Source organism: Microbacterium sp. DWRC1-3 (assembly GCF_049896645.1).
GTDB classification, from domain to species: domain Bacteria; phylum Actinomycetota; class Actinomycetes; order Actinomycetales; family Microbacteriaceae; genus Microbacterium; species Microbacterium maritypicum.
Genome location: NZ_JAFCUS010000001.1, coordinates 2,033,812 through 2,059,731, shown reverse-complemented (window position 1 = coordinate 2,059,731; position 25,920 = coordinate 2,033,812). Strand labels below are relative to the sequence as shown.

Genomic DNA, 25,920 nt, shown 5'->3' with positions numbered 1-25,920 from the left:
TCATGACGGACAAGAACTTCGACGAGAACCAGTTTCCTGAGTCCGCCGAAGGTCGCAGCGAGGGGTCGGATGCTCAGGCATCCGGCCCCGTGCCGCAGAACCCGGACTCCACCGAGGCGAAGGCCGCCGAGGGGTCGGACGAGACTCCTGACGACGGCGCCGATGACCTCACGGTCGACGACATCCTCGGTGCCACGCAGACCGGTGAGGCTGCGGCGGAAGACGCCGTGCTCGCCGACCTCGAGTCCACGCTGCTGAACGACCTCAAGCGCCTCCAGGCCGAATACGCGAACTACCGTCGCCGCACCGAAGAGCAGCGTCAGGTCGAGATCGAGCGAGCGAAGGGCGAGGCCGCCAAGGGCCTGGTCCCCGTGCTCGATGACCTCGACCGCGCGGCTCAGCACGGTGATCTGGTGGAGGGCACGCCCTTCGCCGTGATCGCCGACAAGGTGCGCACGGTCGTGGAGCGTCTCGGAGTGGTCGCGTATGGCGCGAAGGGCGAGGAATTCGACCCGCAGCGCCACGAGGCCATCTTCCAGCAGCCGACCCCCGGCGCCGAGAAGACCACGATCCTCGAGGTCGTCGAGGTGGGCTACCGCCTCGGAGACGTCGAGCTGCGCCCCGCGAAGGTCGTCGTCGCTGTCCCTGCGGAGTAGGTGATCGATGGCCAGCCAGGATTGGTTCGACAAGGACTTCTACAAGACCCTCGGGGTCTCCAAGGACGTCAGTGATGCGGATCTGAAGAAGACGTATCGCAAGCTCGCGCGGAAGTACCACCCGGACTCCAATCAGGGTGATGCCAAAGCCGAAGCGAAGTTCAAGGAGATCAGCGAGGCCTACTCGGTGCTCTCCGACACCGAACAGCGCAAGGAATACGACGAGATCCGCGCCATGGGATCCGGCGCTCGCTTCACGGCGAGCGGTGCGGGTGCCGGCGGCTTCGAAGACGTGTTCAGCCGGTTCGGACAGCAGGGCCGCGGACAGACGGCGGACTTCGAGGACATCTTCGCGATGTTCAACCAAGGGCAGGGTGCGAGCTTCGGCAACGGACGCTTCGGGCAGCCGAGCGGCGGATACCGCGGCTTCGGCGGCCCACAGCGCGGAGCCGATGTCACGGCCCGCACCACGCTCGACTTCGTCACCGCCGTGCAGGGCGAGACCATCTCCCTGCAGGGCGAAGACGGCAAGCCCTTCAAGGTGAAGATCCCGGCGGGCGTCGCCGACGGACAGAAGATCCGTCTCCGCGGTCGCGGTCGTCCTTCGCCCGATGGGGGAGAGAGCGGCGACATCGTCGTGCAGATCGCGGTGCGCCCGCACCCGGTCTTCACGCGCGACGGACTCAACCTGCGCGTCGTGGTGCCTGTGACGTTCACCGAGGCGACTCTCGGTGCGACCATCGAGGTCCCGACCCTCGGCGGCGACGTGGTCAAGCTCCGCGTCGCACCCGGTACTCCCTCCGGGCGGGTGCTGCGGGTCAAGGGCCGAGGGGTTGCGACCTCGAAGGGCACGGGCGACCTGCTCGCAGAGCTCCAGGTCGCGGTGCCGACGCACCTCGACGACGCCGCGCGTGCGGCTCTGGAGAAGTTCCAGGAACTCGAGCCCGACGAGAACCCGCGGGCCGAGCTGATGGCGAAGGCGCGGCGATGACCGATCGTCGAAGCGGGCACCGGGGGCGGAGGCGTTCATGATGAATGCTGACACCCCGGTGTTCGCGATCGCGGCCGCCGCCGAGCTCTCCGGCCTTCATCCCCAGACGCTGCGGCAGTACGACCGCATCGGGCTCGTCGTCCCCGGACGCACTTCCGGCGGTTCGCGCCGGTACTCCCCCCGGAACATCGAGCAGCTGCGCGAGGTCGCCCAGCTCTCTTCCGAGGGCGTGAGCCTGCCCGCGATCGCCCGTCTGCTCGACCTCGAAGACGAGAACAGGGCGCTGCACAACCGCATCGCCGTGCTCGAGAGTGCGTTGCGCACCGAGCGCGAGAGCCGCCCCGGAGTGCGCGTGTTCGCCGCGGGTTCCGCCGGAGTCGTACCCATGCCGACCGGACGGCGCCTGCGTCGCTCGACGGAGGTCGTGCTCTGGGACCCGCGCGGGAGCGCCTAGGCCCAGGCGCCGCCGTGGTGTGTATCCTGTCAACTGTTAACAGGAGGTCACCATGACGCAGACCGTCACGCGCGGAGAATCCCTCGGCGCCCAGGTGGCGCGGGTGCTCCGCCAGCGCATCGTGCGCGGCGAGCTCGCCCCCGGCGCGCGCATCACCGAAGAGGCGCTCGCCGAGGAGTTCTCGGTCAGCCGCGGACCGGTGCGCGATGCCCTCACCCAGTTGAGTTTCGAGAAGCTCGTCGAGGTGCAGCGTCCGCGCGGGGTCTACATCGTGGGGCTCACGCACGACGACGTCGATCAGCTGTACAGCCTGCGCGGTGCCCTCGAACAGCTCGCCCTCTCGCGCGCCATGCGTGTCGACGACGATGCGCGCTGGGCGGCGATGGCTGCGGCGGTCGGACGCATGGGCGAGGCCGCGGATGCCGGTGACCACGCCGCTTTCGTGGCGGCCGACCTCGAGTTCCACTCGCAGATCTACGCGCTCGCCGACCATCCACGCCTCGAGGGGGCGTGGAACCAGTACCTCCCGACGTTCACGGCGCTCCTCGAGGTCACGATCAACCACGATGAAGATCTGCACGAGTCGTCCGGCGACCACGTGAAGCTCATGGACGTGATGCGAAGCGGTACGCCGACGCAGGCGGCGAAGGTGCTGTCGGAGCACCTCGACGGCGCCCGCGAGCGCATGCTGAGCGAGATCGCCACCCGCGCCTGAGCGGGGCGGGCCTCTGCCCGTCGGGGGAGGGGCGCACGTTTGTCAGTGTTGACTGTTAACAGTCAACACTGCTACGGTCGGGGAGTCGACAACAAGGTCGACCCACGTAGAGGAGCAAAGATGCCCCGCAAGCGCATCACCCGGGCGGCTGCCGCGATCGCCGCCCTCGCAGCCACCGCTCTCATCGTCTCGGCCTGCACCAAGGTCGAAGAGGGCGAGGAAGCCGGATCGGCGTTCCCCGAGAACGACATCCGACTCATCATCCAGGCCAACCCCGGCGGAGGATCCGACCTCTCGTCGCGCGCGCTCGCCACGGAGCTCGAGAAGATCCTCGGCGTCAGCGTCATCCCGGAGAACATGCCCGGTGCCGCCGGCGCCCTCGCGATGGAGTACGTGGGCGCGCAAGATGCCGACGGCTACGTCATCGGATTCGCGCCCGTCGAGATCGCGATGCTCAACACCACGCAGAGCGCGAACGTGCTGCCGGACGACTTCGACCTGCTCGGCCAGATCATGCTCGCCCCCGGGGTCGTCACGGTCGGCGCGAACAGCGGCATCGAGACGCTCGAAGACCTCGTCGCCCAGGCGAAGTCCGGCGCCGTCACGGTCGCCAACTCCGGTGCCGGCTCCATCTGGGAGGCGGCGACCCTCGGACTCGGTGCCGCGACCGACGCCGACTTCACTCCGGTCCCCTACGACGGCGGAGCGACAGCCGTCGCTGCGGCCGCATCCGGTGAGACCGTCGCGGCCGTCTCCGGCCTCGGCGAGGCCCTGGCGCAGGGCGAGGCCGTGCGCATCCTCGCCGTCATGAACGACGAGCGTCACCCCGACGCGGAAGACGTCGAGACGGTCGAAGAGGCCATCGGCGAAGTCGTGGTCTTCGGTGGCTGGGGCGGCATCTACGCCCCCAAGGGTCTGCCCGACGACGTGAAGTCGACGCTCGAGGCTGCGGTCAAGGAAGCCGTCGAGTCCGACGGATACCAGAAGTTCCAGGCCGATGCCGGAAACCTCGTCGTGTACCGCGACTCCGCCGAATGGACGACGTTCGTCGACGAGCAGTTCGACCTCTTCAAGGATCTCCTGGGCTGAGAACACTGCGGGGCCGGTGCAGACCGGCCCCGCAGCCGTTCCCCTTCGACGAAGGAGAAGGAGCATGATGTCCACCCCCGACACCGCTGCAGAACCGGCAGGCCGCGACGAATCCGCCGGTGACGAGTACGAAGGCGCGCCCGCGTCGCGAACCCTCGAGATCGTGTTCGCCGTCGTCGCCCTGGCGTTCACCGCCGGATACCTCTTCCTCTCGACGCAGATCCCGCTGCGCCGTGAGGCAGCCCCCGGGCAGATCGACGCCCGCTTCTGGCCGCTCGTGATCGGGGTCACCGGAGTCGTCGTCGCCATCGCGCTGCTCGCCGTCGCGATCACCCGCCCGGCACCCACCCGCGAAGACCTCGAACGCATCCAGCCCGGCGGCTACCTCCGCGTCATCGCCACGCTCGCGATCACCGGCGCCTTCATCGCGCTGTGGTCGCTGGGCTCGGTCATCCTCTTCGGCTACCGCATCGAGGTCTTCCCGATCGCCGCAGCTCTGCTGATGGCCTCCCTCATGCTCCTCTACGGCCACCGCCGCTGGCTGAGCCTGATCATCTACTCCGCCTCCGTCACGGCGTTCGTCTACGTCGTGTTCGGGATGCTCCTGAGGATCCCCCTGTGAACGCGCTCATGGAGGGGCTGAACTCGCTCCTCGACATCTCGATCCTGCTCTACATGCTCGTCGGCCTCGTGCTCGGCTTCATGGTCGGCGCCTTTCCCGGCATCACCGCGACCATGGCGGTCGCGCTCGCCGCCGGCTTCACGATGACCCTCGAGCCCGTGCAGGGTCTCGCGGTGCTGCTGACGATCTACGTCGCCGCGAACTTCGGCGATCGGGTGCCCTCGATCCTCATCAACACCCCCGGCACTCCCGCGTCCATCGCGACGACTCTCGACGGCTATCCCATGGCCAAGCAGGGGCGGGCCGGTCTCGCCCTGACGATCTCCGCGATCGTCTCGGCCGTCGGCATCCTCGCCTCGCTCGTGCTCTTCGCAGTCGCAGCCGTGCCGATCGCCAGCTTCGCCCGCGACTACTTCAAATCCCCGGAACTGTTCGCCCTGGTGGTCTTCGGCATCTCGATCATGATCGGCATCTCGTCGAAGTCGATGCTCAAGGGCATCCTCGCCGGGCTCTTCGGCCTCATGCTCGGCAGCGTCGGCACGTATGCGGCGACGGCCGATCAGCGCTTCACCTTCGGAGTGCTCGAACTCGTCGAGGGCGTGAACTTCATCGCCGTGATCATCGGACTCTTCGGCATCGCCGAACTCTTCGACCAGCTGCTCACGCACCGGAAGTCGCACGTGCGGCCCATCTCGAGCCTCGGACGCTGGTGGCCGAACCGGGCCGAGCTGAAGCAGAGCGGTCGGGCCACGGCGGTCGGCGGTGCGGTCGGACTCGGCGTCGGGCTCATCCCCGCGGCCGGCGGCGACATCGCGGGACTCATCGGGTGGGAGCGGGCGCGCAAGGTGTCCAAGCACCCCGAGATGTTCGGCAAGGGATCGATCGAGGGCGTCGCGGCCTCCGACACCGCCTCGAGCGCGACGCTCGGTGGCTCGCTCACCACGACCATGGCGCTGGGCATCCCCGGCGACTCCGTGATGGCCGTGATGATCGGTTCGATGATCATCTGGGGCATCACGCCCGGTCCCACGCTGTTCACGAACCGCCCCGACCTGGTCGTCTCGATCGTGGGAATCATGCTGATCGCGACGATCCTGTCGCTCGTGCTGAGCCTGATCCGCATGAAGGGCATGGTCAAGCTGCTCGACGTGCCGCAGCCGTATCTGTGGAGCGGCATCCTGATCTTCTGCATCATCGGCACGTATGCCACCTCGAACAGCCTCTCCACCGTCGTGACGATGCTCGTCTTCGGTGTGATCGGAGTGATGCTCAAGCGCATGCAGGTGCCGGCGGGCCCCGTGGTGCTGGGGCTCCTGCTCGGACCCCTCGCCGAGGAGAACCTCGCCCGGACGCTGGCGATCCTGCCCACGCGTCCGTTCTTCGAGGTCGTCAGCCCCATCGCGCTCGTGCTCCTCGCCCTGGCCGTGCTCTCGATCGTGATGCCGGCGATCCGTGCCGCCCGTCGTCCCCGTGCCGAGCGCGCCTCGCTCGCGGACTCGATCCTGCACGACGACAGCATCCAGCAGATCGAGAAGGCGCACGACGAGCTCGCCGCGCAGCCGGACCTGCTCACCTCCACCGTCCGCAACGTCGACGCCCCGCGGCGTCGTTCCCGCAAGCCCCGCAAGAACTCCGAGGAGACCGAGAAGTGACCCGCTACGACATCCTGACCGCCGTGCCCACCGCGTTCCACCGCGACGGCGCCCTCGACATCGAGGGTTCGCGTGCGATCTTCCGATTCGTCGCCGACTCGGGGAACGAGGGAGCATTCGTGCTCGGCACGACGGGGGAGTTCCCCGCGGTGGACGCCGAGGAGTTCGCGGCCATCGTCGAAGCGGCGCTGGCCGAGCTGCAGGGGCGCATGCGCGTCGTCGTGCACGTCGGCCGCCCCAGCACGTTCGAGGCTGTGCGGCTGACCCGCATCGCCCGCGAACTGGGCGCCGTGGAGTTCGCCGCGCTGACGCCGTACTACCTGCGAGCCACCGACGACGCGATCTTCGACTACTACCGCGCGGTGTCGGATGCCGTCGGCGACGGTCGCATGTACGTGTACATCTACCCGGCTCGCAGCGGCAACCCGGTCTCGCCGGAGCTTCTGGTGCGGCTCGCCGAACTGCCCAACGTCGTCGGTGCCAAGATCAGCGAGCTCTCGCTCGACGACATCGCCGCGTACCGGGCCGTCGTGCCCGCCGACTTCGACCTCTACACCGGCGCCGATCGCGACCTGATCGCAGCCGTCGAGGTGGGCGCGCAGGGCGTCGTCTCCGGGGTGTCATCGGTCACACCGAAGCCCTTCCGCGCGCTCGCCGACGCGGGCCGAGCGGGAGACGCGGCGGCCATCGTCGCCGCCCAGGCCGCCGTCGACGACGTCGTCGCGCTCATCGGGGGCGACATGGCGCGCATGAAGGAGGCGTACCGCGTGCTCGACGTCGTCGACACGCACTGCCGCATGGCCATCGCCGAGCCGAGCGCCGCCGAGCGCACCGCCGTCGCCGAGGTGGTCGCCGCGCACCGGTGACCCGGTCACAGGAGATGGAAATGTCGCCTTCCTAGCGTGGAAGCAGGGAACGACCCTGCTCCGCGCCTGGCGCGCGGGTGTCCTGCCACGAAGGAAGAACTCCTCATGACGAACACCAAAGCCCCATCCGCCGCACCCTCGCTGGGACTCCTGGTCCTCCGCGTGGTCGTCGGTGCGATCTTCGCCGCACACGGCGCACAGAAGATCTTCGAGTTCACGCTTCCCGGGACGATCGGCAGCTTCGCGGGCATGGGGGTCCCTCTGCCGGAGATCGCCGGTCCGGTCGTCGCCTTCGTCGAGCTCATCGGCGGCATCCTGCTGATCCTCGGGCTCCTCACCCGTCCGGTCGCCATCCTGCTCGCGATCGACATGATCGTCGCCCTCGTCGCCGTGCACCTTCCCGCCGGTCTCTGGGTCGGTGACGGCGGCTACGAGTTCGTCGCGGTCCTCGGCGCGGCAGCTCTCGCCCTCGCGCTCACGGGTGCGGGGCGGTTCTCCCTCGACGGAGCGTTCCTGCGAGGACGCGCGCCGGCCTGGCTGAGCTGAAGAACCTCAGCAATACGACGGATGCCGCGACCGAGGGGTCGCGGCATCCGTCGCGTGGGCGGTGAAGATGTGCGCGGCATCGATTTCACCGAGGCGCTGATCCTCGGCCACCGCGCGATACTGTTGCAGCACCCGCCGCGCTCGGCGGGAGCAGGAGTCCGCGGGGGAGCAGGGAGCGCATGGCAACGATCTACGACGTCGCCGAGCTCGCGGGGGTCTCACCCGCGACGGTCTCGCGCGTCTTCAACGGCACGAGCGTCTCCGACGAGAAGGTGGCGGCCGTCCGTGCGGCCGCGGCGACGCTCGACTTCACCCCCAACCGCGCCGCCCGCTCGCTGCGTCGACAGAGTTCCGAGGTCATCGCCCTCGTGATCCCCGACATCGAGAACCCGTACTTCACCGAGATGGCGCGCGGGGTCGAGGACGTCGCCTCCGAAGCCGGATACTCCGTCGTGCTCTGCAACTCCGACGCGCAGGTGGAGAAGGAGGCGACGTATCTCCGCATCGCGATCGCCGAGAACATGTCCGGCGTCATCATCGCGACAGCCGACGAGCACTCCGACCTCGACGGCATCCTCGCCACCGGCCGGCCCGTCGTGGCCGTCGACCGCAGCACGGCCTACGACATCGACGGCGTCACGATGGCCAATCGCGCGGCGGGTACGTCGGCCACGCGGAGCCTGATCGATGCGGGCCACCGTCGCATCGCCTACATCGGCGGCCCCGCGCACATCGACACCGCCGCCGAGCGCGCCGCGGGGTGGCGCTCCGCGCTCACCACGGCCCACCCCGACCTCGACCTCGACGGGCTCGAGCGCTTCACGACCTTCCGCGTCGACGGTGGCCGGTCGGCGATGGAGGAGCTGCTCGCGCTGCCCGAGCCGCCGGATGCGGTGGTGGCCGGCAACAACCTGATCGGGGTCGGCGCCATCCAGGTGCTCACGGAGCACGGGCGCACTCCGCCGGATGTCGGTGTCGCGGTGATCGGCTCCCTGCCGTTCACGACACTCTCGCCGACGGCCGTGACCGTGGTGCGACTGCCGGCGCGGCACATGGGCGTGACCGCGGCGCGGATGCTGCTGGATCGCATCAAGGGTGACACGCAGCCGGCGCGGACGGTCGTGCTGCGCAACGAGCTCCAGCCCGCGAGCGCGACGCGGAGCTGAGCGGGCGGTCGGGCGGACTACTGTGAGCGCCAGAACCGCGTCGCGAGGTTCGCCACCTCTTTGTCGAGGCTGTCGACCTTATGCTCCAGGGCGTCTATGCGGCCGGTGAGCCGGCCCTCGAGGCTCTCCAGCCGCCCGCTCAGATCGCCGCGCAACCCGCCGATCTCACCTCGCAGCTCGCCGCGCAGACCACCGATCTCGGCGCGGATCACGCGGCTGAACTGCATCGTCATGAGGGTCATGCCGCCGAGCATCATCGTCGTGAACACGCCGATCAGCGTCCATACCTGCGGGTCGTCCAAGCGCATGCCTCCAGTCTGATTCGGGGTGCCCAGAATGTCACGGTATTCCGGTGCTGGTCAGCCAGAAAGCCGCTCTCGGTGGGCAGATCACTCTCTGGCGCGAGTGGTGCAGGACTACTCGCGCCTTGCGGCATGAAATCGATTTCGCGTACAGTGGCGATCAGACCGAGGACTCCGTCGTCCCGGCACGAGGAGGACTCCATGCGCTGCACCCTGGGGGTGGACATCGGCACGTCCAGCAGCAAGGGCGTGCTCGTCGGTGCCGACGGCGGCATCCTGGCGACGGCGACCAGAGCGCACGACGTCGAACGCCCTCGCACGGGCTGGGTCGAGATGGACGCCGCGATCTGGTGGGACGAGTTCGTCGCGATCGCGCGCGAACTGCTCGCCGGAGTCCCCGATGCCGAGATCGTCGGTGTGGGCGTCAGCGGCATGGGGCCCTGCATCCTGCTCGCCGACGAACGCGACGAACCCGTGCGCCCGGCCATCCTCTACGGCGTCGACACCCGCTCGACCGCGCAGATCGAGCGCATGACCGCCGAGCTCGGCGTCGACGAGATCACGCGCATCGGCGGATCGACCCTGACCTCGCAGGCGGGCGGGCCGAAGATCGCCTGGATCGAGGAGGAGGAGCCCGAGGCATGGGAGCGAGCGCGACGGCTGTACATGCCCGCGTCCTGGCTCGCGCGCCGGCTCACCGGTGCGTACGTGCTCGATCACCAGTCCGCCAGTCAGGTCTCTCCCCTCTACGACATCGAGGGCGAGTGCTGGCACGACCCGTGGTGGGCGCGATACGCGGGGGAGATCGAGCGGCCGCGGCTGCACTGGGCGGGCGAGATCGCCGGAGAGGTCACGGCCGAGGCGGCAGCCCTCACCGGGATCCCCGTGGGCACGCCCGTGATCGCCGGGACGATCGATGCCTGGACCGAAGCCGTCAGCGTCGGCGCGCACGAGGTCGGCGACCTGATGCTGATGTACGGCACGACCATGTTCCTCGTGGCCACTGGCGAAGAGACCCTGCGGACGCCGTCGATGTGGACCACGGCCGGGGCCTTCGCCGGCACCCGCAACCTCGCCGGCGGCCTCTCGACGTCCGGCGCTCTCACCGCATGGCTCAAAGGCCTGACCGGTGCCGACTATCCCGAACTGCTCACCGAGGCTGCCGCGTCGGGCGCCGGCGCGAACGGCCTCCTCGTTCTGCCCTACTTCGCGGGCGAGCGCACGCCGATCCAGGATCCGGACGCTCGGGGCGTGATCGCGGGCCTCACCCTCGCGCACACGCGCGGCGATCTGTACCGTGCGGCGCTGGAGGCGACCGCCCTGGGGGTGCGGCACAACGTCGAGACCATGCGGGCGGCGGGTGCCGACATCCGCCGCATCGTCGCGGTCGGCGGCGGAACGCAGGGGCGCTTGTGGATGCAGATCGTCTCCGACGTCACCTGCCTCGTGCAGGAGGTGCCTGCGACGACGATCGGCGCGAGCTACGGCGCGGCCTTCCTCGCGGCGACCGCGACCGCTGCACAAGGCGAGGAGCCGACGATCACCGCCTGGAACCCGATCTCGGAGCGCATCAGCCCGGATGAGGCGCTGCGGCCGCTCTACGACTCCCTGTTCGAACGCTATGTGCGCCTCTATGAGGGATCGAGATCCGTCGTGCACGAACTCGCCGCCGCGCAGCGCGGTGCCGCCCCGACCACCCCGACCACCACCCCCATCGCCCCGGAGGCATCATGACCACGTACACCCTGCCGACCGCGGCTCCCCGCCCCGCCACCGCGCCGAAGACCGCGTACATCATCACGTCCGGCGACCTGCGCGAGTCGGCGAACGTCGCCGGCTGGCCGACCCAGGTCGAGCTCGAGAGCGGCGTCACCGGAGTGCTGAACGCGCTCGGCTGGGAGGTCATCCGTCCGTTCGGGGTGGACCCGCAGACCGGGCACGGCTTCATCTCGAGCCAGCGCATGGGCCTCGAGGTGTTCAAGGGCATCCCCGTCGATGCTCCTCTGATCGTCGCGATCGCCAACTGGCAGTACTCCCACCACGTGCTCGCCGGTCTCCGGTCGCATGAGGGGCCCATCCTCACGGTCGCGAACTTCGCGGGGGACTGGCCCGGCCTCGTCGGGCTGCTCGGTCTGAACGCGGGGCTCACCAAGATGGACAAGCCGTACGCGACGACCTGGTCGGTCGACTTCACCGACGAGTGGTTCACCGACGGCATCAGGGAGTGGACCGAGACCGGCGCCATCACGCACGACGCCTCGCACGTGCGGGCGCTGCCCGCGCTGCCGGACAGCCCCGAGAAGCAGCTGGGTGAGGCGCTCGCGGCAGAGATGCTCGCCGAGAAGGCCATCATCGGCGTCTTCGACGAGGGTTGCATGGGCATGTACAACGCGATCTTCGACGACGAGCTGCTCAACCAGACCGGCATCTACAAGGAACGCCTGTCGCAGTCGGCGCTGTACGCCGAGATGCTGAACGTCACCGAGGACGAGGCGGATGCCGCCTACGACTGGCTGATCGAGGCGGGCATGACCTTCCGGTACGGCGAGGACGCCGCCACCGAGCTCACGCGCGAGCAGGTGCAGTGGCAGCTGAAGATGTACATCGCCGCGCTCCGCATCGCCGACGACTTCGGGCTCGACGCGGTCGGCATCCAGTACCAGCAGGGGCTGAAGGACCTGGTGCCGGCGTCCGACCTCGCCGAGGGCATCCTGAACTCCACCGAACGCCCGCCGGTGACCTCGCGCGACGGCTCGCGCGTGCTGCACGAGGGCCGCGCCTTCCCGCACTTCAACGAAGCAGACGAGGGCGTCGCGGTCGACGCGCTCGTCACCGACCGGGTGTGGCGCGCGATGGGTCTCGTGCCCGACAACACCCTGCACGACGTGCGCTGGGGCGAGGACTACGACGGTCGGTTCGTCTGGGTCTATGAGATCTCCGGCTCGGTGCCCGCCTCGCACCTGGGCGGGTGGCAGAACGCCGAGGGCTGGCGTCAGGGCCACGTGTTCTTCCCCGCGGGCGGTGCCACGATCAACGGTGTCTCGAAGCCCGGCGAGATCGTGCTGTCGCGCGTCTTCATCGCCGAGGGCATCCTGCAGGCCGACATCTTCCGGGCGTCGGTCGTGGAGCTGCCGGAGGAGGAGACGCAGCGCCGCAAGGACGCCACCAACCCGGAATGGCCGATCGCCCACGTGGTGCTGCACGGCATCTCGCGCGACCAGTTCATGGCCCGCCACAAGGCCAACCATGCGCAGCTGGTCTACGCCCCGGATGCGGAGACGGCGGACAAGGCCCTGATCGCGAAGGCCGCGATGTTCGCCGGGATGGGCATCAAGGTCAACCTGGTGGGAGATGTGACGGTCTGATCCGCCGGTGAGCCTCTCGGCTCGGGCCGTCTCAGTGAGAAACCGCTGCGGCATCCTGCTGCTTGATGAGCCGAGTGCTCCACGAGAAGTCGGACTCGGTGATGGTGTCGTCGCCGGGGACCTTGCCGTCGCGGTCCACGGCGTAGGAGAAGATGCCGGCCTTGGTCGCGCCCGTGGGCTGCCAGTCGGCGTAGCGGGCGGCGCGGGAGGCGTCGAAAGGCTCCGTCGTGTCGCCCCAGTCCTGCCCGCGCTCCTCGTAGAACGAGAACCCGATCAGGTACTGGCACGCGTCGAAGTAGGGTGCGTAGCTCTCCCATGTCGATTGCAGCCCGGAGACCGAGCGGCCGTAGGACTGCACGAGGACGTAGGAGACGTAGGGGGCGATCCCGGCCGTGAGCGGGTGGGTGCCTTCCTGGTTCGTGTCGTAGATGAAGAGCCGGTCGGTGCCGGACTGCGGTCCGAGGTGCTCTGACAGGGCCCGGAAGACGCCAGTCACCCGAGCGACCTGGGCGGCCGTGAGAGAGCGCTCCATGTCGACGTCGAGTCCGTCGAGGCCGTCGTCGGTGACGTATTCGGCGAGGATCTCGTCAGCTGCCGCGGCATAGGCGGCCGGGGTGTCGGCCGCGGGTGCGTCGAGGATCACACCGATGTCGACCGTGCGGACGACCCGAGTGCCCTGCGCATGCAGGTTCGGCACGTACTCGTTCTTCAGCACGTCCCAGAACCCGGAATCGTCGCTCACATAGGCGTTGAACACGAAGGCGACGTCCACGCCGTCGGGGAGATCGTCCATCCGCTGCGTGTTGTCCGCCGGGTTCTCCGGGTCGTTCTCGCTGCCCGGCCAGGATGCGTTCGCGTCACGCCACGTGCGGTAGTAGGCGAAGTACTGCGGGTCGGCTGCGCACGAGGCGGCGGATGCGCCGTCCGTCGAGGCGGTGTCTCCGGGCGCGGTGGCGGACGCGGGCGCGACGGCCACCAACAATGACGCGGCGAGCCCTGCGGCTGCTGCGACGGACCATGACTTCTTCATCTTCACACTCCAGACTTCGTCGTCGGATCGCAGGGGTTAAGCGATTTAGTAGCACGGTAGCAGCGTTGGGCTGTTGTGCACAGTCCAAGAACCGCCTCAGACCTGTATCGCTACAGTTGGGGCATGTCCAAAGCGAAGCGCGTGACCATCACGGACATCGCCCGGCTGGCAGGAGTGTCGCCGGGAGCCGTGTCCTTCGCGCTCAACGGCCGCCCGGGCGTCAGCGAGCAGACCCGGCAGCGCATCCTCGACATCGCCGAGGAGCACCAATGGCTCCCCAGCTCCGCCGCCAGGGCACTCGTGGGGGCCCGCGCCGGCGTCGTCGGATTCGCGGTCAACCGCCCGGCAGACACTCTCGGCACCGAAGCCTTCTTCACCGACCTGATCGCCGGAGCGCAGTCCGCTCTTGCCGCCAGACGCATCGCGATGCAGATGGTGCTGGTCTCCTCGATCGAAGAGGAGGTGGCGACCTACAGGCGCTGGCGCAGTGCGAATCAGGTCGACGGAGTGATCGTGATCGACCCGCGAGACGACGATCCCCGCCTCCCCGTCCTGCGCGACCTGCCGCTCCCGGCGGTCGTGATCGGCAGCGACGCCTCGGAGGACGGGCACCCCGCGACGATCTGGCTGGATGACAGTCAGGTCGCCCACTCGCTCTTCGACTACCTCGTGGCCTTGGGGCACCGTTCGATCGCCTACGTCGCCGGGCCCGCAGAGTTCCAGCACACGCGTCTGCGCACCGATGTGCTCCACGGGCTGAGCGGCCGCGGCGTCACGGGCGAGACCATCGCCACCGACTTCTCGCCGGCCGCAGCCTCCGCCACCATGCGTCGTCTGCTGAGCCGTGCCGACCGGCCCACCGCCGTCGTGTTCGACAACGACGTGATGGCGATCGCCGGATTGCGCGTGGCTCAGGAGATGGGGCTGGCCGTGCCGTCCGATCTCTCCATCGCCTCGTTCGACGATTCCGTCGTCGCCGGACTCGTGCACCCTTCGATCACCTGCATCACCCGCGACACGTTCGGGCTCGGGGCGGATGCGGCGGAGTTCCTGCTCGAACAGATCGACGCCGCCGAGATGCTCCCCGATCGGGTGGCCGCGGTCCCGCAGCTCACGGTTCGCGAGAGCACGGCCGCGCCGCGCTGAGGGGGAGGGCTCAGACGACGGTGTTCCGTGAGGCGTACTCGGTGCGCTCGACGACAGGTCTGATCAGTTCGGTGATCCCGCGCGCGGCGAGCACCTCGGGCCGGGCAGCGTCGCTCGACGTGACGATGGCGGGGTCCGCGCCCGCTTCGCAGGCGTCGACCCAGGCCTGGAAGATCGTGCCGCCTGGGCTCATCGCGCCGCGGCTGACGGGCGTGTCGTTCTCATCGACCTCGACGACGATGCCGACGGGGCGGGTGGGGGCGGGTCTGCGCTCGCGCAGTTCGGGGATGAGCTCGGCGAAACGGCGGCCGATCGGCTTGGCCTCGCCGTTCTGATCCACGAGCCCGAGCGTGTACTCGAGCTCGGGGAAGTCGGCGAGACTGCGGCTCACGTCGTGCGAGCACCACCAGGTCACGCCCCAGAGGTTCTCGGTGCGGGCGACCGAGCGCAGGGTCGCCTCGAGGAAGTCGGGGGTCTGCGCGGGCGTCAGGCAGTTCGACGGGGCGCCGACCTCCTGCAGCCAGATGGGTTTCGCGGGGTCGGTGGCGAATCCGCGGGCGAGCTCGATCATGTACTCGGCGTGGCGGTCGGACGCCACCGACCGCCCGCCGTACCTCTGCGCGGTGCCGTTGAAGATCCACGAGTGCACGGTCGTGATGTCGCCCAGGCGCGAGGCCAGTGCGGGGGTGAAGCCGTGTCCGTCCATGTACCAGGCGGCGTCGTACTCGCTGTGCACGTGCTGCTGCGCGGGGGCCGCGGCGTGCGCGGCGTCCAGGAGCGTCGTGATCCAGTTCGCGGCCTCCGCCTCGTTGACCGGCCACGGGGAGGGATGCGTCTGCGCCGAGAACTGGTTGGTCTCGTTGCCGAGCGTGAAGCCCAGGAAGTTGGAGGCGCCTCCGAGTCTCTCGCCGAGGCGGGTGACGAGTTCGGCTTGGCCGCTGAGCGCATCCGGGTGCGTGAACATGTTCTTGTCGTGCCACGTGAAAAGCCACGACGGGACGAAGTCGAAGCTCGACAGGTGTCCCTGGATCACGTCGACGCTCGCATCCAGCCCGAACTCGGCAGCGACATCGACCACGGCCCGCACGTCGTCGACGGCCTCGTCGCGGATCAGCGTGCGGTTCGGCTGCAGAACGGTCCACAGGGGGAAGATGCGCAGGTGGTCGAGGCCCAGGTCGGCGAGGGCGGCGAAGTCGCGGCGCACCTCGTCGAGATCCAGCGACATCCACGCGTGCATCCACTGGGAGCGCGGGGTGTAGTTGGCGCCGAAGCGCAGCGGGGCGGCGGAGGTGGTCATCGCTGTCCTTTCCGGGACGGACGGTGGGGGAGCGGCGTGCGGCGGGGCTGGACCCCGAGCGCGCCGTTATGGCATGCTATGGTCACTATATCGTTTTAGTAGGGGTTGTCACAGCGACTCGAACGAGACGCCGCAGCCTGGATCACTTCGAAGGAGAATGTCCATGAAGATCCGCACCAGTGTCGCCGCAGGCATCGCGGTGGCCACAGCATTCGCGCTCACGGCCTGCACGGGCGGGGCCTCGACCTCCGGCGGATCGGCCGCGGACGGGGAGGTGGGGGGAGAGATCTCCTTCCAGACCTGGTCGCTCAAGAACGACAAGTTCACCCCGTACTTCGAGGGCGTCATCGACGCCTTCGAGAAGGCGAACCCCGGCACCACGGTGAAGTGGATCGACCAGCCCGCCGACGGGTACGAGGACAAGATCCTGCAGCAGGCCGAGTCCGGCGAGCTGCCCGACGTCATCAACCTCCCGCCCGAGTACGCCTACTCGCTGGCCTCGGCGGACCAGCTGCTCGACCTGGGCAGCGCCTCGAAGGTCATCGGCGACTACGTCGACGGCGGTGTCGAGGCCTACACCTACGACGGCATCGACGGGTCGTTCGGCTTCCCGTGGTATCTCGGCACCGAGCTCAACTACTGGAACACGGCGCTGCTCGCGCAGGGAGGCGTCACCGCGACTCCGCAGACGTTCGAGGAGACGATGGATGCGGCCGAGCAGCTCGCCGCCGCCGGTATCCAGACCATCTCCGACGTGCCGAGCCCTAAATCGCTCCAGATCATGGTGTCCGACGGCGGGGGCACGCAGGATGTGTACAAGGACGGGAAGTTCGTCTTCAACACTCCCGAGGCCGTCGCGATCGTCGAGCGCTATGCGCAGCTCTACAAGGCCGGCGCGATCTCGCCGGAGGCGCTGCAGAACGCCGGCACCGCGAACGCCAACATCAACAACTTCAACAAGGGCACGGTGGCCTGGGCGACCGCAGGCCCGAACTACATCGACAAGGACATCGCGGTCAACGCCCCGACCCTGCTCCCCGACGTCGACGTGACCAACGGCTTCGGCAACCCGCCGCTGTTCGTGCAGGGCATCAGCGTCTCGGCGAACTCCGACAACGCCGCCACCGCTGTGGCCTTCGCCGAGTTCCTCACGAACACCGACAACCAGATCGAGTTCGTGAAGCTCGCCACCGGGTTCTTCCCCGGCACCAAGGCCGCGAACGAGGACCCGTCGGTGTTCGCCGAGACCGCCCAGAACGAGATGCAGGCCACGGCCAACGACCTCGCCGCCTCGCAGATGAACGACGCGCGGATGCTCGGCGCCCCGCAGTTCACCGAGGCCATGGAGACCTACGCCAAGCAGCAGATCGCTCTCGCGGTCAAGGGCGACATCACGGCGCAGGAGGCCCTGGACAAGGCGGTCGAGTACGCGGAGCAGAACGTCGTCGGCTGAGCCGATGACGCGGAGATGAAGGGGGTGGATGCCTCATGAGACGACAGCGCTGGTACACGCCGTACCTGCTCGTGCTCCCCGGTGTGATCTGGGTGTTCGTGTTCGCCCTCTGGCCGTTCCTGAACACGATCGCCCTCGCGTTCACGGATGCCCGCCCCCTTCGTCCCGCGCAGTTCGTGGGACTCGACAACTTCGAGAAGATGCTCGGCGACGACCGGTTCGGCTATGCGCTGACGACGTCGCTCGTCTACGTCGTGGTCTGCGTGCCGCTGCTGACGTTCCTCCCGCTGCTGCTCGCGCTCCTCGTGCACAGCAAGATCCCGGCGATCGGCTTCTTCCGCACCACGTTCTACTTCCCCGTGATCGCATCGGCGGTCGTGGTGGCGATCGTGTGGGAGTTCCTGTTCTCCGGAAGCGGCACGATCAACTCGGCGCTGAGCTTCTTCGGGCTGATCGATCGGCCCGTCGAGTTCCTCTCCGATCGGTGGCTCCTGATCGGCTGCGCCATCGGGCTCACGGTCTGGAAGGGGCTCGGGTACTACATGGTCGTGTACCTCGCCGCGCTCGGAAACGTCGGACGTGAGCTGCATGAGGCCGCGGCGATGGACGGAGCCGGACGCTGGCGCCGCTTCTGGTCCGTCACCGTTCCGGGTGTGCGCGGTCCGATGATGCTCGTCTCGGTGCTGGTGTGCGTGGGGGCGATGCGGGTGTTCACCGAGTTGTACGTGCTCTCGGGCGGCTCCGGCGGCCCCGGCGGACAGGCGATGAGCATGGTCATGCTCATCCAATCGATGGGCAAGGGCCTCAACGGTCAGGTCGGCTACGCATCGGCCATCTCGCTCGTGCTGTTCCTGCTCACCCTGGTGCCCCTGGCGATCGTGGGTGTCGCGAACAACAGCGACACGATCAAGGAAGCCCTCGCCGGACGGCGCGCGGCCAAGGACGCGAAGCTCGCCAGGCTCGCGGCGGCAGAGGAGGCCAGGCGATGACGACGCGAGCGATGGTCACTCAGGAGAGCACTCCGAAAGAGCGGCGCGATCGGCCCTACCGCACGCGGGGTTCGGCCGACATCATGAAGCCGTCCCTCGTTGGTCTGATCGGCAAGTACGCGCTGCTCATCGGCGTGCTCGCCATCATGGTCTTCCCATTCCTGTGGCAGATGTCGACCTCGTTCAAGGGCGCGGCCGAGAACATCTACGACTTCCCGCCGTCGCTGATCCCGAACGCGCCGACCCTCGACAACTACGCCGAGGTGTTCCGCACGATCCCGGTGCTCGACTACGCGTGGCACTCGCTGCTCGTGGGCGTCGGCACCGTGCTCACCAACGTGGTCTTCGCCACGATCGGCGGCTATGCGCTGGGCACCATGAAGTTCCGCGGCAAGTGGATCGTGCTCGCGATCTTCTTCTCGACGCTGCTCCTGCCCGGCGAGGTCACGCTGACGAGCCAGTACCTCACGGTCAAGTCGCTCGGCCTCGCGAACACCCTGTGGGGCGTGTTCCTCCCCGGAGCCATCGCGGCGATCAACGTGCTGCTGATGATGGCCGCCTGCCGCATGATCCCCCCGGACACCCTGGATGCGGCGACCATCGACGGCGCCAACACGATGCAGCGTCTGCGCCACATCGTGTGGCCGAACGTCCGCGGCATGGTCTCGGTCGTCGCGCTGTTCGCCTTCATCGGCGCCTGGGACGACTTCCTCTGGCCTCTGGTCGTGCTGTCGGATCCCGCGAACTACACGCTGACCGTCGGCATGCAGTATCTGAGCTCGAACTTCGCCGCGAATCCGCGCGTGATCGCGGCGGGGACGATGATCGCGCTGGTGCCGATCATCCTGCTGTTCGCGGTACTGCAGCGGCAGTTCTTCAAGGGCGTCGAAGAGGGAAGCGTCAAGGGGTGACTGCACTGCACGACACCGGCCGCGCCGACAGCCCGCATCCCTGGCTCGCGATCCCGCAGCCGACGACGGCGGAGCTGTCGAGCGGCGCATGGAGACCCTCCACGGTCAGGGTCGCGGCCGATGACCCGATGCTCGCTCGGGAGGCGGAGCGGTTGACCCGGGAGCTCGCAGCCCTCGGCATCCCGGACGGCGAAGGTTCCGTCGTGCGTCTGCGGCGAGACGACAGGGCCGACGAGTCATTCGAGATCACGGTCGGTGAGGACATCGCGGTGTCCGCAAGCACCGCGGTCGGGGCGTTCCGGGCGACACGTCAGCTGCTGCACAACCTGCGGGCGCAGGGCCTCGTGCCGCACGGCCGGGTCCGCTCCGCGCCCGTGGTCACGGAGCGCGGGTTCCACCTCGACGCCGCCCGCAAGCACTTCCCCGCGCCGTGGATCGTCGACCTGCTGCACGCGCTCGCCGACGTCGGCATCACGACCTTCCAATGGCACGTGTCCGAGAACGAGGGCTTCCGGATCGGCTCGGAGGCGTTCCCCGAGATCGTCTCGAGCGCTCATGTCACCCGCGCCGAGGCCCTGGTCGTGGCCGACACCGCCGCCGACCTGCACATCGACCTCGTGCCCTCCCTCGACATGCCGGGCCACCTCCGCCACGCCCTCGCCGCGCATCCGGAGCTCCGGCTGCCGGACGCCGGCGGCCTGCCGACCGATCATGCGCTGGACATCACCCGCACCGCGGCGATCGACTTCGCCGCGGCGCTGATCGACGACGTCGCCGCGCTGTTCCCGCGCAGCACGTGCTGGCACCTCGGCGGCGACGAATTCGTCGACTTCGCGCGCATCGAGGAGTATCCCGCGCTGGCCGCCTCCGCCAGGGAGAAGCACGGCCCCCGCGCCACCGGCTTCGACCTGCTGACCGCGTTCGTGAACGCCATGTCCGCGCACCTCCGTGCACGCGGCCTCGCCCCGCGCGTCTGGAACGACGGGATGCTCCGCAGCGAGACCGTCACCCTCGACCCGGATCTCGTGCTGACCTGGTGGACGAACTGGCACGTCGAGATGCGGCCGCTCGCCGCCGCCGTCGACGCGGGGAACCCCCTCGTGAACTTCCACGACGCGCTGTTGTACTACGTCCTCGGAGAGAAGGCGGGCTACACGTATCCGACGAGCGCGCGCATCTGGGAGTCCGAGTGGCATCCGGGTCTGTTCCCTGCGCTCCCGGACGGCACCCGGCAGGAGATCCCGATGCCCTACCCCGCTCGGCTCCTCGGGGCCTCGTTCTCCGTCTGGTCCGACGATGCTTCGGCGCAGACCCCCGAAGAGGTCGCCGACGGCGTCCGCAGGCCGCTGCGGGCGATGGCCGAGCGCGCGTGGAACGGCACCAGCGCACTCTCGCACGATCAGTTCTGCGAGATCGACGCGGCGATCGGTGTCGCGACCGCCCCGGGGCCGTGCGCCCGGTAGCGTCGAGCCGTCTGCACCGATCCGAGTCATCCCCGTTCAGAACCCCGTCCCCCACCCACCGTCGAGCCCGGAGACCCACCCATGCATGACGACACCTCGCTCACCGTCGGCCGCGTCAAGCGCGTGCTCGAGGAGCGCATCCGCCCCGCGATCCACTCCGCTTCCGTGCCGCTGGGCGTCGAGATCCACGAGCTGCCGGGGGAGCCCATCGCTCCTGCCGAGGGACTCGCGCTCGACTTCGAGCCCGGTGCGGTCGGTGCTCCCTGGGGGCCGGCCTGGGGCACCACCTGGTTCAAGCTCACCGGCCGCGTGCCGGCCGAGTGGGCGGGGCGTCGTGTCGAGGCTCTCATCGATCTCGGCTTCGACGTGAACATGACCGGCTTCCAGTGCGAGGCGCTGGCCTATCGCCGGGGCGCCACGGATTCCGATCCGGTCCCCGTGAAGAGCATCAATCCGCGCAACCAGTGGGTCCCGATCGCCGAGGCCGCCGCGGGCGAAGAGCCCGTCGAGCTGTATCTCGAAGCGGCATCCAACCCGGTGCTGCTCGATTACCACCCCTTCCTGCCGACGCGGGAGGGCGACATCCTCACCTCCTCGAAGGAGCCGCTCTACCGCACGCGCCGGATGGATCTGGCGGTGTTCGAGGAGGAGGTCTTCGACCTCTCCCTCGACCTGGAGGTGCTGTTCGAGCTGCAGGCCGAGCTGCCGGCGACCTCGCCACGGCGCATGCGCATCCTGCAGGCCATGGACGACGCGCTCGACGTGCTCGACCTGCAGCGCATCGTGGCAACCGCGCCCGCCGCCCGCGCCCGCCTCGCCGACGTGCTCGCCGCGCCCGCCGAGGCGAGTGCGCACCGCATCTCGGCCGTCGGACACGCGCATATCGACTCGGCGTGGCTGTGGCCGGTGCGGGAGACGATCCGCAAGGTCGCGCGCACCACGTCGTCGATGACGACGCTCATCGACGAGCATCCGCAGTTCCAGTACGGGATGTCGAGCGCGCAGCAGTACGCGTGGATCAAGGAGCACCGCCCCGAGGTGTGGGAGCGGGTCAAGGCCGCGGTTGCCGCGGGGCGCTTCCTGCCGCTCGGCGGCATGTGGGTCGAGTCCGACACCGTGATGCCGACGGGGGAGTCGCTCGTGCGGCAGTTCTCGCACGGGCAGCGGTTCTTCGAGCGCGAGTTCGGCATCCGCTCGAAGGGCGTCTGGCTGCCGGACAGCTTCGGGTACTCGCCGGCCCTGCCGCAGCTGATGCGCCGCGCCGGGTTCGAGTGGTTCTTCACGCAGAAGATCTCCTGGAACCAGCAGAACGTCTTCCCGCACCACTCCTTCCTGTGGGAGGGCATCGACGGTTCGCAGGTGTTCACGCACTTCCCCTCGATGGACACCTACAACTCGCAGCTCAGCGGCATGGAGGTCGCGAAGGCCGCTCGCCAGTTCAAGGAGAACCGCCTCAGCTCGCGGTCGATCGCCCCGGTCGGCTGGGGTGACGGCGGCGGTGGCACGACCCGCGAGATGACGGGCAAGGCCGAGCGCCTGCGCGACCTCGAGGGCAGCGCGCAGGTCGTGTGGGAGCACCCGGACGACTTCTTCGACGCCGCCAAGGCCGAGCTGCCGAACCCGGCGGTGTGGGTCGGCGAGCTGTACCTCGAGCTGCACCGCGGAACGCTCACCAGCCAGCACGCCACCAAGGCGCTGCACCGCTGGGCGGAGCACGCGCTGATCGAGGCCGAGCTGTGGGCCGCGACCGATGCCGTGCGCACCGGCGCCGCGTATCCCCAGGCCGAGTTCGACCGGCTGTGGCAGGCCGTGCTGCTGCACGAGTTCCACGACATCCTCCCCGGCACCTCGATCGCGTGGGTGCACCGCGAGGCTGTCGCGGTGCTGTCGGATGTGCTCTCGGACGCCCGCGACATCGCCGTCGCCGCCCGCCGTTCTCTCGCCGGCGAGGGTGATCGGGAGCTGCAGTTCGAGCCGACATCGGTCGGCCGCGGCCGCGCACTCGGGGCGGCCTTCGTGGCCGAGTCCACGGCGGCGCCGGTCTCGCTCACCGAGGAGGACGGCGGCTGGCGCCTGGAGAACGAGCTCGTCTCGGTGCTCGTCTCCGCCGATGGCCTGATCGTCTCGGCCGTCGACAAGGGCACCGGTCGCGATGCCGTCGCGCCGGGCAAGGCCGCGAACCTGTTCCAGCTGCACCAGGACTTCCCGAACATGTGGGATGCGTGGGACATCGACCGGTACTACCTGGGCAGCGTCGACGACCTCACGGCCGTCTCGTCGATCGAGGCCTCGATGGTCGGCGGCTCCGCCCGGATCGTGGTCGTGCGTCCGTTCTCGGAGTCGACCATCGAGCAGACGATCATCCTCCAGCCGGAGTCGCGCACCGTGCTGCTGCGCAACGAGATCGACTGGAACGAGACCGAGAAGCTGCTCAAGCTCGCCTTCCCGCTCGACGTGCAGGCCGCGCACACCGACGCCGAGACCCAGTTCGGCTATCAGTCGCGCGTCACGCACACGAACACCAGCTGGGAGGCGGCGAAGTTCGAGACGTCGATGCACCGCTTCGTGCTGGTGCGCGAGCAGGATTTCGGCGTGGCCCTGGTGAACGACTCGATCTACGGCTACGACACCTCGCGCGAGGTGTCCGACGACGCGGTCGTGACGACCGTGCGGCTCTCGCTGCTGCGGGCGCCGCGCTTCCCCGACCCCGACACCGACCACGGTCACCACGAGATCGAGGTCGGCTTCGTGATCGGAGCGGATGCCGCGATCGCGACGGCCGAGGGCATCCGGATCAACGCGCTCCCGAGCGTCATGCGCGGTGAGCGCGAGGTCGAGCCTCTCGTGTCGGTGGAGGGAGAGGGCATCGTGGTGTCGGCGGTCAAGTTGGCCGACGACGGTTCGGGCGACGTGATCGTGCGCGTGTACGAGGCGCTCGGACGGCGTGCGGCCGGCGAGGTCTCTGTCGGGTTCGAGCACCGCGAGGTGCGCGAGGTGAGCCTGATCGAAGACGACATCGACGAGGCCCGGACCGGTGGCGAGTTGAAGCTGCGTCCGTTCGAGGTGCGGACGCTGCGCATCGTGCGCTGAGAGGGGCGTCCTGGTCGGGAGTCGTCAGAGGGACGCGCGGAAGGCCTCGTAGTCGGCGAGCGACACCGCGGCGTAGGCGCGGGCCCACTCGAGCAGCGCCTGCCCGAGCACCCGCCCGTTGCCGATGTAGCCGGCGACCTCGGTGGCTGTCAGCGACTGGCTGTGGGCGCGGGCGATGGTCGCGGCGCACGCCTGCCCGTACGTGATGAACGGCCCGTCGTCGAGGTCTTCGACGTCGATGCTGCCCTTCATGTCGTGGAACTGCCGCACGTAGAAGTCGGCGCTCGTGTTGCGCATGTGCCCGAGGAACGGGTCGGAGAGGGCCTGCAGGATGCGCTGCATCGCGACGACGCGCGCTCCTTCGCCGTCGGCGTCGATCACCTCCTGCAGCGCGGTCGGCTGGGGGATGCGGCCGTACTCCACCAGCACGCTCTGCGACGCCTGCTTCGGCTGCATCAGGATCGTGGCCCCCTCGCCATCCTGGAAGAGCACCAGGTAGCAGCGCGTGCCCACGCTGCCGACGCCGACCACGCGGCGTGCGACGTCGCTCACGGTGAAGTGGTCGAACAGCAGGGCGACGTCGGGGTTCGTGGTGCGGCGATACTGCGACAGCAGATCGTGCACGGCGTCGAGGAGTGCGGGGCCGACCGCGGTGGTGGTCGGTTCGTCGGGCACGAAGCGACGGCGGCCGTCGGCATCCTCCACCGTGAGCCGGCGCACCGCACGCTCGCCGGTGCGTCGCTCCGCCTGCTTCACCGCCCGGCGGATCGCCTTCTGCGAGGCCTTGTCGAGCATGGTCCGTGACGAGGCGACGTCGAAGTGCGTGAAGTAGCGGGCGGTCGGGCTCAGCTCGGTCGCGCGTGCGATGCCGCGGGCGTAGCCGGAGACGGCGGTGAGGACGGCGGTGTCGATGACCTCATCGGAGCGGCCGCTCGCCCTGCCTCCGACGACGATGCTCGCGACGAGCCTCTTCACATCCCACTCCCACGGCGCCCATGCGGCTTCATCGAAGTCGTTGAGGTCGAACATCAGTCGTCGTTCGGCCGAGGCGTAGAACCCGAAGTTCGACACGTGGGCGTCGCCGCAGGAGGCGACGAGGATGCCACTGTGCGGCGCATCCGCGAGGTCGGCGGCCATCAGCGCCGCGGTACCGCGATAGAACGCGAAGGGACTCGTCGACATGCGTTCGGCCCGCAGGGGGAGCAGCTCGGCAATGCGGGAGCTGTTCTGTGCGGCCAGGATGCCGAGGGGATCGCGCGTGCCGCTCGCGAGTTCGGCGAGGGCGCGTCGTGGCGCGCGCTTTCGGGCCTCCTCGCCGCGTTCGAGGAGTTCGCGATGCGACAGCGGGCGTGTCCAGGCGGGGAGCATGAGGACATTGTGGCAGGACCGCGGGCACGGAGCCCGGGTCCGCGCGCTCAGGCGGGATCGAGTCTCAGCACGTCGGGCGATTCCCCACCCGCGAGGTCGTCGGCGATGCGGAGGCTGCGCGCCAGGTCGTCGAGTGCGCCGATCAGCGTGCCGAAGCGTTCCTTGTCGCTGCACACCGCTGTCAGGGTGACCAGGTGCGTTCCCGTGTCCCAGGTGTAGGTCGCGAAGGGCGGTGACGCCGGCGAGGGCGGCATCGGGACCAGCAGCTTCTCGCCCACCCCGAGCCGGGTGGGGAACGACTCGGTGTCGTCGTAGTCCATCGGCATCGAGGCGCGTGCGATGCGCACGTCCGGGGTCAGCACCTGCGCGGTCGCCATCGCCACGATCAGTTCGGGCTCCGCCTTCCACGTCCACACCAGCACGCGGCCGTCCGCGCGCTTCATGAGCATCGGCGCCGCCTGGCTCATCGCCCACGCGCCGAACTTCGAGCCCGGCCGCTCGGTCGCACCGACGGCCGCGTTCACCTGGCCGAGCAGCATCCGGATCGCTGCCTTGCGGTGGCGGCGCCCCTTCCAGCCGAGCGAGTCCGTCACGGGAATCCACAGCTGGGGATCGGCCTCGGCAGTCAGTCGCATGGCTCCACGGTATCGGCTGCGCCTGGGCGATGCCCGTTACGCCTCGGCCGTGCGATCAGGCCCCTCGGGTAGAGTGGCCAGCGCCCGACCAGGGCTCTTCCTTGGCCGCCACAT

The 25,920-nt window shown here is 69.0% G+C and carries 23 protein-coding genes; 18 read left to right on the top strand and 5 right to left on the bottom strand.

Annotated features, from left to right (window positions below):
- Positions 1-2 precede the first annotated feature (2 nt).
- The 10 genes from ACP699_RS09995 (at position 3) to ACP699_RS09950 (ending at position 8,757) form a co-directional block, all read left to right on the top strand.
- On the top strand, positions 3-656 hold the full coding sequence (locus ACP699_RS09995; protein ID WP_055866319.1) for a nucleotide exchange factor GrpE: 654 nt from the start codon (positions 3-5) through the stop codon (positions 654-656).
- Between the two features lie 7 nt (positions 657-663).
- Positions 664-1,647: a DnaJ C-terminal domain-containing protein gene (locus ACP699_RS09990; RefSeq protein ID WP_017829652.1), complete on the top strand. Its 984-nt coding sequence runs from the start codon at positions 664-666 to the stop codon at positions 1,645-1,647.
- A 40-nt stretch (positions 1,648-1,687) separates the two neighbouring features.
- On the top strand, positions 1,688-2,101 hold the full coding sequence (locus ACP699_RS09985) for a heat shock protein transcriptional repressor HspR (protein ID WP_164743761.1): 414 nt from the start codon (positions 1,688-1,690) through the stop codon (positions 2,099-2,101).
- A 52-nt stretch (positions 2,102-2,153) separates the two neighbouring features.
- Entirely contained in the window at positions 2,154-2,816 is a 663-nt protein-coding gene (locus tag ACP699_RS09980) for a GntR family transcriptional regulator (RefSeq protein ID WP_055866313.1), read from the top strand.
- Between the two features lie 120 nt (positions 2,817-2,936).
- Complete coding sequence (locus ACP699_RS09975; RefSeq protein WP_302793702.1) at positions 2,937-3,905, top strand: tripartite tricarboxylate transporter substrate binding protein; 969 nt, start codon at positions 2,937-2,939, stop codon at positions 3,903-3,905.
- Positions 3,906-3,969: 64 nt separating this feature from the next.
- On the top strand, positions 3,970-4,527 hold the full coding sequence (locus ACP699_RS09970; RefSeq protein ID WP_055874848.1) for a tripartite tricarboxylate transporter TctB family protein: 558 nt from the start codon (positions 3,970-3,972) through the stop codon (positions 4,525-4,527).
- A complete protein-coding gene (locus ACP699_RS09965) occupies positions 4,524-6,179 on the top strand; it encodes a tripartite tricarboxylate transporter permease (protein WP_055866307.1) in 1,656 nt (551 codons plus the stop codon). The genes ACP699_RS09970 and ACP699_RS09965 overlap by 4 nt, the downstream gene beginning before the upstream one ends.
- Positions 6,176-7,045, top strand: a complete 870-nt coding sequence (locus ACP699_RS09960; protein ID WP_302793699.1) for a dihydrodipicolinate synthase family protein — start codon at positions 6,176-6,178, stop codon at positions 7,043-7,045. Before ACP699_RS09965 ends, ACP699_RS09960 begins: the two co-directional genes overlap by 4 nt.
- 105 nt (positions 7,046-7,150) lie before the next feature.
- Positions 7,151-7,591, top strand: coding sequence for a DoxX family protein (locus ACP699_RS09955; RefSeq protein WP_055866303.1), 441 nt, complete (start codon positions 7,151-7,153; stop codon positions 7,589-7,591).
- Between the two features lie 179 nt (positions 7,592-7,770).
- Entirely contained in the window at positions 7,771-8,757 is a 987-nt protein-coding gene (locus tag ACP699_RS09950; protein WP_017829637.1) for a LacI family DNA-binding transcriptional regulator, read from the top strand.
- 17 nt (positions 8,758-8,774) lie between these two features.
- Here the strand turns inward: ACP699_RS09950 and ACP699_RS09945 are convergent, their stop codons facing one another.
- Entirely contained in the window at positions 8,775-9,065 is a 291-nt protein-coding gene (locus ACP699_RS09945; RefSeq protein WP_017829636.1) for a hypothetical protein, read from the bottom strand.
- A 195-nt stretch (positions 9,066-9,260) separates the two neighbouring features.
- Between ACP699_RS09945 and ACP699_RS09940 the strand changes: the two genes are divergently transcribed.
- Both ACP699_RS09940 and ACP699_RS09935 read left to right on the top strand, forming a co-directional pair.
- Positions 9,261-10,793: an FGGY-family carbohydrate kinase gene (locus tag ACP699_RS09940; protein ID WP_302793696.1), complete on the top strand. Its 1,533-nt coding sequence runs from the start codon at positions 9,261-9,263 to the stop codon at positions 10,791-10,793.
- Positions 10,790-12,424: a fucose isomerase gene (locus ACP699_RS09935; protein ID WP_426170878.1), complete on the top strand. Its 1,635-nt coding sequence runs from the start codon at positions 10,790-10,792 to the stop codon at positions 12,422-12,424. Before ACP699_RS09940 ends, ACP699_RS09935 begins: the two co-directional genes overlap by 4 nt.
- Positions 12,425-12,455: 31 nt before the next feature.
- Here ACP699_RS09935 and ACP699_RS09930 read toward each other — a convergent pair whose 3' ends face one another.
- A complete protein-coding gene (locus ACP699_RS09930; RefSeq protein ID WP_426170876.1) occupies positions 12,456-13,454 on the bottom strand; it encodes an EndoS/ChiA family endoglycosidase in 999 nt (332 codons plus the stop codon).
- 123 nt (positions 13,455-13,577) lie between these two features.
- On the opposite strand from ACP699_RS09930, the gene ACP699_RS09925 reads away from it, so the two are divergent.
- The gene (locus ACP699_RS09925) at positions 13,578-14,600 is read left to right on the top strand and encodes a LacI family DNA-binding transcriptional regulator (protein ID WP_302793691.1); all 1,023 of its coding nucleotides are present in this window, start codon (positions 13,578-13,580) and stop codon (positions 14,598-14,600) included.
- A 10-nt stretch (positions 14,601-14,610) separates the two neighbouring features.
- On the opposite strand, the gene ACP699_RS09920 is transcribed toward ACP699_RS09925, so the two are convergent.
- The gene (locus ACP699_RS09920) at positions 14,611-15,897 is read right to left on the bottom strand and encodes a glycoside hydrolase 5 family protein (RefSeq protein WP_426170873.1); all 1,287 of its coding nucleotides are present in this window, start codon (positions 15,895-15,897) and stop codon (positions 14,611-14,613) included.
- A gap of 163 nt (positions 15,898-16,060) precedes the next feature.
- Here ACP699_RS09920 and ACP699_RS09915 point away from each other — a divergent pair, with 163 nt between their 5' ends.
- The 5 genes from ACP699_RS09915 to ACP699_RS09895 all read left to right on the top strand — a co-directional run bounded on the left by ACP699_RS09915 (position 16,061) and on the right by ACP699_RS09895 (position 23,803).
- Positions 16,061-17,350: an ABC transporter substrate-binding protein gene (locus tag ACP699_RS09915; RefSeq protein WP_426170871.1), complete on the top strand. Its 1,290-nt coding sequence runs from the start codon at positions 16,061-16,063 to the stop codon at positions 17,348-17,350.
- A gap of 35 nt (positions 17,351-17,385) precedes the next feature.
- Positions 17,386-18,339 carry a carbohydrate ABC transporter permease gene (locus ACP699_RS09910; protein ID WP_055866286.1) on the top strand — a complete coding sequence of 318 codons (954 nt, stop codon included), beginning with the start codon at positions 17,386-17,388 and terminating at the stop codon, positions 18,337-18,339.
- Positions 18,336-19,250: a carbohydrate ABC transporter permease gene (locus ACP699_RS09905; protein ID WP_426170868.1), complete on the top strand. Its 915-nt coding sequence runs from the start codon at positions 18,336-18,338 to the stop codon at positions 19,248-19,250. The genes ACP699_RS09910 and ACP699_RS09905 overlap by 4 nt, the downstream gene beginning before the upstream one ends.
- Positions 19,247-20,713 (top strand): family 20 glycosylhydrolase, encoded by a 1,467-nt coding sequence (locus tag ACP699_RS09900; RefSeq protein ID WP_426170866.1) that lies wholly within the window; start codon positions 19,247-19,249, stop codon positions 20,711-20,713. The genes ACP699_RS09905 and ACP699_RS09900 overlap by 4 nt, the downstream gene beginning before the upstream one ends.
- A gap of 81 nt (positions 20,714-20,794) precedes the next feature.
- Positions 20,795-23,803, top strand: a complete 3,009-nt coding sequence (locus ACP699_RS09895) for an alpha-mannosidase (RefSeq protein WP_426170864.1) — start codon at positions 20,795-20,797, stop codon at positions 23,801-23,803.
- A gap of 24 nt (positions 23,804-23,827) precedes the next feature.
- Here ACP699_RS09895 and ACP699_RS09890 read toward each other — a convergent pair whose 3' ends face one another.
- Positions 23,828-25,171 carry a DUF2252 domain-containing protein gene (locus ACP699_RS09890; protein ID WP_426170862.1) on the bottom strand — a complete coding sequence of 448 codons (1,344 nt, stop codon included), beginning with the start codon at positions 25,169-25,171 and terminating at the stop codon, positions 23,828-23,830.
- 47 nt (positions 25,172-25,218) lie between these two features.
- Positions 25,219-25,806: a hypothetical protein gene (locus ACP699_RS09885; RefSeq protein ID WP_055866278.1), complete on the bottom strand. Its 588-nt coding sequence runs from the start codon at positions 25,804-25,806 to the stop codon at positions 25,219-25,221.
- Positions 25,807-25,920 lie beyond the last annotated feature (114 nt).

Bases quoted from the DNA above. Each gene is read 5' to 3' on its own strand.
- ACP699_RS09995 (WP_055866319.1), top strand. From the start codon at position 3: ATGACGGACAAGAACTTCGACGAGAACCAGTTTCCTGAGTCCGCCGAA.
- ACP699_RS09895 (WP_426170864.1), top strand. From the start codon at position 20,795: ATGCATGACGACACCTCGCTCACCGTCGGCCGCGTCAAGCGCGTGCTC.
- ACP699_RS09925 (WP_302793691.1), top strand. From the start codon at position 13,578: ATGTCCAAAGCGAAGCGCGTGACCATCACGGACATCGCCCGGCTGGCA.
- ACP699_RS09930 (WP_426170876.1), bottom strand. From the start codon at position 13,454: ATGAAGAAGTCATGGTCCGTCGCAGCAGCCGCAGGGCTCGCCGCGTCA.
- ACP699_RS09975 (WP_302793702.1), top strand. From the start codon at position 2,937: ATGCCCCGCAAGCGCATCACCCGGGCGGCTGCCGCGATCGCCGCCCTC.
- ACP699_RS09885 (WP_055866278.1), bottom strand. From the start codon at position 25,806: ATGCGACTGACTGCCGAGGCCGATCCCCAGCTGTGGATTCCCGTGACG.
- ACP699_RS09890 (WP_426170862.1), bottom strand. From the start codon at position 25,171: ATGCTCCCCGCCTGGACACGCCCGCTGTCGCATCGCGAACTCCTCGAA.
- ACP699_RS09950 (WP_017829637.1), top strand. From the start codon at position 7,771: ATGGCAACGATCTACGACGTCGCCGAGCTCGCGGGGGTCTCACCCGCG.
- ACP699_RS09920 (WP_426170873.1), bottom strand. From the start codon at position 15,897: ATGACCACCTCCGCCGCCCCGCTGCGCTTCGGCGCCAACTACACCCCG.
- ACP699_RS09985 (WP_164743761.1), top strand. From the start codon at position 1,688: ATGAATGCTGACACCCCGGTGTTCGCGATCGCGGCCGCCGCCGAGCTC.
- ACP699_RS09970 (WP_055874848.1), top strand. From the start codon at position 3,970: ATGATGTCCACCCCCGACACCGCTGCAGAACCGGCAGGCCGCGACGAA.
- ACP699_RS09990 (WP_017829652.1), top strand. From the start codon at position 664: ATGGCCAGCCAGGATTGGTTCGACAAGGACTTCTACAAGACCCTCGGG.
- ACP699_RS09915 (WP_426170871.1), top strand. From the start codon at position 16,061: ATGAAGATCCGCACCAGTGTCGCCGCAGGCATCGCGGTGGCCACAGCA.
- ACP699_RS09955 (WP_055866303.1), top strand. From the start codon at position 7,151: ATGACGAACACCAAAGCCCCATCCGCCGCACCCTCGCTGGGACTCCTG.
- ACP699_RS09910 (WP_055866286.1), top strand. From the start codon at position 17,386: ATGAGACGACAGCGCTGGTACACGCCGTACCTGCTCGTGCTCCCCGGT.
- ACP699_RS09980 (WP_055866313.1), top strand. From the start codon at position 2,154: ATGACGCAGACCGTCACGCGCGGAGAATCCCTCGGCGCCCAGGTGGCG.
- ACP699_RS09905 (WP_426170868.1), top strand. From the start codon at position 18,336: ATGACGACGCGAGCGATGGTCACTCAGGAGAGCACTCCGAAAGAGCGG.
- ACP699_RS09940 (WP_302793696.1), top strand. From the start codon at position 9,261: ATGCGCTGCACCCTGGGGGTGGACATCGGCACGTCCAGCAGCAAGGGC.
- ACP699_RS09935 (WP_426170878.1), top strand. From the start codon at position 10,790: ATGACCACGTACACCCTGCCGACCGCGGCTCCCCGCCCCGCCACCGCG.
- ACP699_RS09945 (WP_017829636.1), bottom strand. From the start codon at position 9,065: ATGCGCTTGGACGACCCGCAGGTATGGACGCTGATCGGCGTGTTCACG.